This window comes from Shigella sp. FC1661 (assembly GCF_001712525.1).
In the GTDB taxonomy this organism is placed as follows: domain Bacteria; phylum Pseudomonadota; class Gammaproteobacteria; order Enterobacterales; family Enterobacteriaceae; genus Escherichia; species Escherichia coli.
Map to the genome: position 1 here is coordinate 1 of NZ_MDGW01000165.1, position 5,153 is coordinate 5,153.

The following is a 5,153-nucleotide window of genomic DNA, read 5'->3' on the forward strand; positions in this document are numbered from 1 at the left end:
CTTCGAAGCGTGGGTTATGCTGGGGGCCGCTGCGCAGCGTAAATTCGCCAAACAGGCGGTGGATTTAGTTGCTCACCAGCTTCGCGAGCAAATCAACGCACTGGATGAAAAGTCGATTGCCGTACAGGAAAAATGGCAGCAGAAAGCGCAGTACAGTGATGAAAAGGTGCTGCGCCAGCTTTCTCCGAAAACACAGCAGGATCTGCTATCTGTTCTGGCCCCGTTGATGCAGTGGCTGGACGTGCGCGGGCAAAGCGATGCCATACGCTTTGATATGGATATTCTGGCGGCGCAAACTGCCCGTTATACCAACCCGGAAGAGCTGGATGTTCTCTGGCCGATCATCGTCGAAAAAGTGGAGCGCCTGCCGCCGCATTTGGCGCAGGTGCAGCAACAGGGACAACGAATCAATCAGCTTCGTGATTTAAGCTGGTGGAAGCAGGCCAGCCTGGAAGAGCTGGAGGATATTCGCATTCATTTGCGCGGTATCATGCACCTGATGGAAAAAGACGCGACGCCTAAATTTGGTTCGATACAGGTGGATATTACCGAAGATGCGAACCTGATCCAGACGGAGACCCGCAAAACTAATATCCGCTCGATTGATTTCAAACTCTATCGCCAGCAGGTTCAGGGGGCGCTGGAGCCGCTGTTCCAGCAAAACCCGGTTCTGAAGAAAATCCGCAACGGCGAGCCAGTCACGCAAAACGAGCTGGATGAGCTGGCGAAGCTGGTGCTGATCCAGAACCCCAACGTTGATATTCGTGCGTTGAAAGAGTTTTATCCGCAGGCAACCGCCAGCCTGGATAAACTTTTGCGTACCATCATCGGGATGGACAGCGACGCGGTGGAAGTGCGTTTTGCCCAGTTCGCCGCTGATAACAGCCTGACCAGCCAACAACTGCGCTTCCTGTCATTGCTGAAAAACCACATTCGCGATTACGGCACCATTGAAATGCGGCAGCTCTTTGAACAGCCTTTTACGCATATCCACAACGAAGGCGTTACCGGTGTGTTCCCTGATATAGCGCAAATCGCCCGCCTGCAAAAGATAGTCGAAGAGCTGGGTGTTGTGACCGACGCAGCGACGGTATAATACACGCATGACAAGCCCCGGCAGCGGGGCTTTTGTATTTAAAACAGGATATAAACGCTAACAATGATTACTGGCGACTTAAAAAGTAAAATCGACGGACTATGGGAAGATTTCTGGGTGGGTGGTATCACCAACCCGCTGACCGTAATCGAACAGATCACCTATCTGATGTATTCCCGGATGCTGGATACCCAGGAACAACGCGACGAAAAGCGTAAACAAATCGCGGGTATTGATTTTAAACCGCGTTTTGCGCCAGAACAGCAGGAGTTCCGTTTCAGTCACTATAGCAACCTTGGCTCGGATGAGATGATGGAAGTGGTGCGCGATGGCGTATTCCAGCATTTCCGTCAGCTCGGCCAGGCCGATGCTTCGAAGGTGACGCTGCTGGGCAACTTTATGAAAGATGCTCGTCTGGAGATTGTTAAGCCGTCATTGCTGACCAAAGCGGTTGAGGTAATCAAAAACCTGCCATTGGATCGCGGCGACACCAAAGGCGACCTTTACGAATACCTGTTAAGCAAGCTGACAACTGCCGGAATCAACGGACAGTTCCGCACACCGCGCCACATTATCCGCACGATGGTTGAAATGATGGAGCCGAACCCGGCCCGCGGCGAGACGATTTGCGATCCCGCCTGTGGCACCGGTGGTTTTCTGGCAACCAGCTATGAATATCTGCTGGAGAAGTACAGCTCGCTGGAATCCATTCATACTGAGATTGGCACCAACGAACGTGGCGAGCTGGAAGAGCAAAAAATCTTTACCGGCGATCTGCTGACACCGTGGCGTAACCATGTGGATAACAACATGTTCCACGGTTACGACTTTGACACCACAATGCTACGTATCGCCGCCATGAACCTGATTATGCACGGCGTGGATGCGCCTGATATCCACTATCAGGACACAATGAGCCAGAGTTTCAGCACAAACTTCCCGCAGGCCAGTAAAAACGCCTTCAACCTGATTCTGGCGAACCCGCCGTTTACCGGTTCACTGGACGAGGAAGATATCGACTCCACGCTGTCGGCAATGGTGAAAACCAAAAAAACCGAACTACTGTTCCTGGCGCGTATTCTGCAAATGCTGAAAGTGGGCGGGCGCAGTGCCACTATCGTGCCGCAGGGCGTGCTGTTTGGCTCTAGCAAGGCGCACCAGTCACTTCGCAAAACGCTGGTGGAAGATAACCAACTGGAAGCGGTGATCAATCTGCCTTCTGGTGTATTTAAACCTTACGCTGGCGTGGCGACGGCGATCTTGATCTTTACCAAAGGCGGTCAAACGGATGAGGTCTGGTTCTACGATCTACAAAATGACGGCTACAGCCTGGATGATAAGCGCAACCCGATAAAAGACAACGATCTGCCGCATCTGCTGGCAAGCTGGAAGCATTACCGTACTTTACGCGGGCTACCGGTTGATAACTTTATGGGTAAGAAGTTAGCCTCGTTGCTTAAACAGCAGTACCCGGAAGGGATTAATGCTGGCGTTGATTTTAAAGATCGCACGCAGGCGGCGTTTGTTGTACCGAAAGCGGATATTGCTGCGCAGAAATACGATCTATCCATCAACCGTTATAAAGAAGTCGTGTATCAGGCGGAGGAATATGAAGATCCGAAGGTGATATTGAAGCGGTTAAAGGATCTGGAAAAAGAGATTCTGGCGGATTTGGATGAGCTGGAGGGGATGCTGTGAGTTCGGCAATGGTGAAGTTAGGGGATGTTATTAATGTTCACTACGGAAAAGCATTAAAAGCTGATCAGCGTGTATCGAATGGAAGTGTCCATGTTTTTGGTAGTTCAGGAATTGTCGGCAACCACGATAAAACGCTTTGCAGCTATCCCACGATAATTATTGGCCGCAAAGGCAGCGTTGGTGCTATTACCTGGGCTCCAAGCGGAGGCTGGATCATTGATACTGCTTATTACGTTGAGATCAAAGATAATAATAAGTTAGATCTCCGATACTTGTTTTATATTCTGAGCGGAATTGATCTCACTAAGAAAACGATTACCACAAGTATTCCTGGATTAAATAGAGACGATCTCTATGATACATTTATTAAATTACCACCTTTTGAAGAGCAGAAACGAATTGTGGATCTTCTCGATAAAGCTGAGGGTATACGCCAAAAACGTGAGCAATCCATCAAACTGGCTGATGATTTTTTGCGTGCTACGTTTGCTACAATGTATGGGAATCCTATTACAAACCCCAAAAAATGGCCTGTCCATCTTATGGGAGACATTATTGAATTTAAAGGTGGAAATCAACCACCTAAAAGTGATTTTATTTTTGAACCTAAACAGGGTTATATTAGATTAGTACAAATTAGAGATTTTAAATCCGATAAATATGCGACGTACATTCCGCAAGAAAAAGCAAAACGTATTTTCGAAGTTGATGATGTTATGATTGCTCGTTATGGGCCACCTGTGTTTCAAATACTTAGAGGTTTATCCGGCAGCTACAATGTAGCTTTAATGAAAGCTTCACCCAAAGAAAATATTAGGAAGGGGTTTATATTCTATCTTCTACAACTTCCGGAATATCATGATGTTGTTGTAAAAAACTCTGAAAGAACAGCAGGACAAACCGGTGTAAATCTTGAACTATTAAACAAATTCAATGTTCCCCTCCCACCTATATACTATCAAGATGAGATATTAGATAGATTAGCTAGAATTGAAAAATTTAAAGAAAAAATAGAAATATCATTAAATCATTTAGAAATACAATTTTTATCACTACAGAAGAGATTAATGGGTTTTTAAATCCTTAGTATCGAAATAAACATTAATTTATTATATTAAGATATTTTAGGAAATTAAGGCGTCACTCTTAGGTAACGCCTTTTTTTACTATCTCGCCCCCTAAGAAGGTTATATCTTACTTAATACCTGTGACTATTTTTGATATAATCATAAATACACACTAATTTGCAAAAATTACTTGACAATACCTGAGTGTTCATAGCTTCATCTATATATTTTTTCAATATTTTGAGAAGCTCTCCCATATCGCGCTTGATTAATCCAGGCTCCATATAAGGCATCATTCTAAAAAAGAAACTGAAATCATAAGCAAGATATAACTCATTGACCCCCACCTTGACCTCAGGAACGGTTTCAGAGCGTCGTTTATCCCATCCTTGAGACTGAAAACTAATAGGAGTGATATTTAATCGTGATAAAACGCCACCTGAGAGTTCTGTTTCATTAATTATACTCCCATCAGGATTAATTAATTTAGCGTGATTTAAGAAGTGAAAAATAGGAATGCGCACATTGCCTTTGCATATATTTGGCAAAACATCATTAACAACACATCCCCAATCATAATATCCATTTTCAAATACAACCTCTCGGATGAGATCTACACGCTCCAGTCCAACCAATCCTTTAGTTGCCATCGATTCCGATTTTTTTACCATCGAAATAGCACCATATCCCACAACAAACTCAGTTGTACTGACCCCTTCTTCAATTTTCTCTGAATCCCTCACATATAATTTTCCTTTCGGATCATCAGTTAAGACCAACTCATAAAGTTCATCTTTTATCATTCGGAATAAATGTGCTGGAATCCTTTTTTTAGTTTCACTCAGCACCTCAAATATTTCTTTATAGGATGGTGCCTGAACATATTTTACCGGGATTTTTTTATGAATCACAGAATCACTAATATCAGCCTCTTCAAGTTCAGGTTTCCATTCAACAAACAATAATTTATTCTGTAAAAAATCCAGGTAATGACTCCAACTTACTGATAGTGTTTTATGTTCAGATAATGCCCGATGACCTTGTCATGCAGCTCCACCGATTTTGAGAACGACAGTGACTTCCGTCCCAGCCTTGCCAGATGTTGTCTCAGATTCAGATTATGTCGCTCAATGCGCTGAGTGTAACGCTTGCTGATAACGTGCAGCTTTCCCTTCAGGCGTGATTCATACAGCGGCCAGCCATCCGTCATCCATACCACGACCTCAAAGGCCGACAGCAGGCTCAGAAGACGCTCCAGTGTGGCCAGAGTGCGTTCACCGAAGACGTGCGCC

General features: G+C 45.1%; 4 protein-coding genes and 1 pseudogene. 3 read left to right on the forward strand and 2 right to left on the reverse strand.

Going from position 1 to position 5,153, the window contains the following annotated elements; all coding sequences use genetic code 11:
* From BFF42_RS10875 to BFF42_RS10885, 3 genes are all read left to right on the forward strand, one after another.
* Window positions 1-1,096, forward strand: a 1,096-nt coding sequence (locus BFF42_RS10875; RefSeq protein WP_307956096.1) for a type I restriction-modification enzyme R subunit C-terminal domain-containing protein, incomplete at its 5' end; no start/stop codon positions are given.
* 63 nt (window positions 1,097-1,159) lie between these two features.
* A complete protein-coding gene (locus tag BFF42_RS10880; RefSeq protein WP_000627722.1) occupies window positions 1,160-2,794 on the forward strand; it encodes a type I restriction-modification system subunit M in 1,635 nt (544 codons plus the stop codon).
* A gap of 8 nt (window positions 2,795-2,802) precedes the next feature.
* Window positions 2,803-3,873, forward strand: coding sequence for a restriction endonuclease subunit S (locus BFF42_RS10885; protein WP_039059784.1), 1,071 nt, complete (start codon window positions 2,803-2,805; stop codon window positions 3,871-3,873).
* A gap of 119 nt (window positions 3,874-3,992) precedes the next feature.
* On the opposite strand, the gene BFF42_RS10890 is transcribed toward BFF42_RS10885, so the two are convergent.
* Both BFF42_RS10890 and BFF42_RS10895 read right to left on the reverse strand, forming a co-directional pair.
* Window positions 3,993-4,823, reverse strand: a complete 831-nt coding sequence (locus tag BFF42_RS10890) for a hypothetical protein (protein ID WP_237160966.1) — start codon at window positions 4,821-4,823, stop codon at window positions 3,993-3,995.
* Window positions 4,824-4,861: 38 nt separating this feature from the next.
* Window positions 4,862-5,153 (reverse strand): annotated as a pseudogene (locus tag BFF42_RS10895) (IS1-like element IS1X2 family transposase); the annotation flags it as partial.